General features: G+C 67.8%; 3 protein-coding genes. 2 read left to right on the forward strand and 1 reads right to left on the reverse strand.

The genetic code is table 11. From position 1 onward, the window contains the following. Positions 1-124: 124 nt before the first annotated feature. Positions 125-925 carry a purine-nucleoside phosphorylase gene (locus AC5RV2_RS16300; protein ID WP_494093201.1) on the reverse strand — a complete coding sequence of 267 codons (801 nt, stop codon included), beginning with the start codon at positions 923-925 and terminating at the stop codon, positions 125-127. 184 nt (positions 926-1109) lie between these two features. On the opposite strand from AC5RV2_RS16300, the gene AC5RV2_RS16305 reads away from it, so the two are divergent. Together AC5RV2_RS16305 and AC5RV2_RS16310 are read left to right on the forward strand one after the other, a co-directional pair. Continuing rightward, positions 1110-2513: an NAD(P)H-quinone dehydrogenase gene (locus AC5RV2_RS16305; RefSeq protein ID WP_494093202.1), complete on the forward strand. Its 1404-nt coding sequence runs from the start codon at positions 1110-1112 to the stop codon at positions 2511-2513. 124 nt (positions 2514-2637) lie between these two features. Then, the coding region (locus AC5RV2_RS16310; RefSeq protein WP_494093203.1) for a response regulator transcription factor at positions 2638-3107 on the forward strand (470 nt) is incomplete at its 3' end.

The raw sequence follows: 3107 nt of genomic DNA on the forward strand, positions 1-3107 counted from the left end.
CCGCCCTCGGCCGCTGCCAGCAGGTCCTGCAATTCCCGGCGGGTCTGCTCGTCCGGATCGGCCTCTAGCCAGGCCTCGGCCGCGGCCTTCAGTTCGTCCGGCGTTGCGGCCATGTCGCTCCCGTTCACAGTTTGGCGACAATTCCGGCCAGCAGTCGCGAGATCCGCGGCCCCGCGGCCCGGCCCGCCTCGATGACCTCGGTGTGGCTGAGCGGAACGTCGCTGATGCCGGCCGCCAGGTTGGTCACCAGCGAGATTCCGAAAACCTCCATGCCGGCGTGGCGGGCGGCGATGGCCTCCAACGCCGTGGACATGCCGACCAGGTCGGCGCCGATCCGCTTGGCGTACTGCACCTCGGCCGGGGTCTCGTAGTGGGGGCCGGGGAACTGTGCGTACACGCCTTCGTCCAGGCTGGGATCCACCTCCCGCGCCAAGGTGCGCAGCCGTCCCGAGTAGAGGTCGGTCAGGTCAACGAAGGTTGCGCCTTCCAGCGGGGAGGCGGCCGTGAGGTTGATGTGGTCGCTGATCAGCACCGGCGTCCCCGGCGCCCAGGCCGGGTTCAGTCCGCCGCAGCCGTTGGTCAGCACCAGCGTCCCGCACCCGGCCGCCGCTGCAGTCCGGACGCCGTGGACGACTGAGCGCACGCCCTTGCCCTCGTAGTAGTGGGTGCGGGCACCGAGCACCAGCACGCGCTTGCCGTCGGGCGTCCGGACGGAGCGGATGGTGCCGACGTGGCCTTCGACGGCCGGGGCGGAGAACCCGGGAATGTCCGTGGCCGGGATCGAGTGGGTCGTCTCGCCGATGAGGTCGGCGGCTTCGCCCCAGCCGGAGCCGAGCACCAGCGCGACATCATGGGCGGCGACACCGGTCTGCCGGGCGAGGAAAGCGGCTGCCTCGGCGGCCAGTTCAAAGGGGTCTGTAGTCACAGGACCTAACCTACCCGCTGCCGAACTGCTGCCGAAAGCGTCGGGCGGGCGGCGCCGTCGTCGTTCCGGGCATTCGGGGATGTCCGCGCGGATACTGGCGGCCGCCGCGTGCGGGCAGCGGGCGCCTGCTTCACGCCTCGGCGGCAGGTTGAGGCGTCGCGGGGCATGCGACAGAATGAAGTCCGTGACTAGCCAAATAGATTTCAGTGCCCCGCGTCTGGCGATCCTGGGCGGGGGCCCCGGCGGGTATGAGGCGGCCATGGTGGCCAACTCGCTCGGCGCCAAGGTGACCATCATCGAACGGAAAGGCCTCGGCGGTTCGGCCGTGCTGACCGATGTGGTGCCGTCCAAGACCCTGATCGCGACCGCCGATGCCATGCGGCGGGTAGCGAGCGCGCACGACCTCGGGGTCCGCTTCGACGAGGACTCCAAGGCCGCCTATGCCGATCTGCGCACGGTCAACGACCGCCTGCTGAAGCTGGCCGAGAGCCAGTCGGCGGACATCCACCACGGGTTGGAGCGCGCCGGGGTGCGCGTCATCCTGGGCGAAGGCAAGCTCTCCGGCCCGAACACCATCGCCGTGTCGACGGACACGGGGACCGAGACGATTACGGCGGATGCCATCCTGGTTGCCACAGGCGCCACCCCGCGCGAGCTGTCCACGGCCAAGCCGGACGGTGAGCGCATCTTCAACTGGACCCAGGTCTACAACCTGACCGAGATCCCGGAGCACCTGATCGTGGTCGGTTCGGGCGTGACCGGAGCCGAGTTCGCCTCCGCCTACCGGATGCTGGGCACCAAGGTCACCCTGGTCTCCTCGCGGGACCGCGTGCTGCCGGGCGAAGACGCCGACGCCGCCGAGGTGCTCGAAGACGTTTTCGCCCGCAGCGGCATGACCGTGCTGTCCAAGTCCCGCGCCGCCAGCGTGGAACGAACGGACGACGGCGTGCTGGTCACCTTGGCCGACGGCCGGGTGGTCGAGGGCTCACACTGCCTGCTGGCCGTGGGCGGCGTGCCCAACACCGCCGGAATCGGGCTCGAAGAAGCCGGGGTGGCCCTGACCGAGGGCGGGCACATCAAGGTAGATGGCGTCTCGCGCACCACCGCGTCGAACATCTATGCTGCCGGCGACTGCACCGGCGTGCTGGCTCTGGCCTCGGTGGCCGCGATGCAGGGCCGCATCGCCGTGGCCCACCTGCTGGGCGACTACGTCAAGCCGCTGAAGCTCAAGCAGGTGGCGTCCAATATCTTTACCAGCCCGGAGATCGCGACCGTGGGGGTGACCGAGGAGGAAGTCGCCGCCGGAAAGTACCAGGGCGACATCATCAAACTCTCGCTTAACACGAACGCGCGGGCCAAAATGATGAACGTTTCCGACGGCTTCGTGAAAATCATTGCCCGGCGCGGTTCCGGCACGGTCATCGGGGGAGTGGTGGTGGCCCCGCGGGCTTCCGAACTGATCTTCCCGATCGCGCTGGCGGTCAGCCAAAAACTCCACGTGGACGACCTCGCGAACACGTTCACGGTGTACCCGTCGCTGACCGGTTCCATTTCCGAGGCGGCGAGGCGGCTGCACGTGCATCTTTAGGCGGCAACTCCCGCCGTTATTTCCCCGCTGATTATTTCGCCATATTGTTCGTTTCTGGGTCTATGATCATCAATAGCTATGTAATGAAACGATGAACCGAAGTTAGTCAGTTGGGGGATAGAGGATGAGCGAGCAGCGTACTGCCGTCATTGTGGAGGATGACCTGGACATCCGGGAGCTGATTTCGACGGTCCTGTCCAGTTCCGGTTTCACGGTGCATACCGCCTCCTCCGGGATGGAAGGCGTTGCCGCCATCAAGCGCCACAATCCCGATGTGGTTACCCTCGACCTCGGACTGCCGGACATCGATGGCTTCGAGGTCGCGCGCCAGGTGCGCCGTTTCAGCGACACGTACATCATCATGCTCACCGCGCGGGCCGAAGAGCTGGACACTTTGCTCGGCCTGGAGACCGGCGCGGACGACTACCTCACCAAGCCGTTCCGCCCCCGGGAACTGCGCGCCAGGATCACCGCGATGCTGCGCCGCCCGCGTACCACCAAGGGCAACGACGACGGTCTGCCGGAGGACGGCGGTGCCCGCGGGGGCGCCCCGACAGGACCGGCCGCAGCCGGCGCAGCGGCGACAACTCCGGT

Source organism: Arthrobacter sp. Y3225116 (assembly GCF_059091245.1).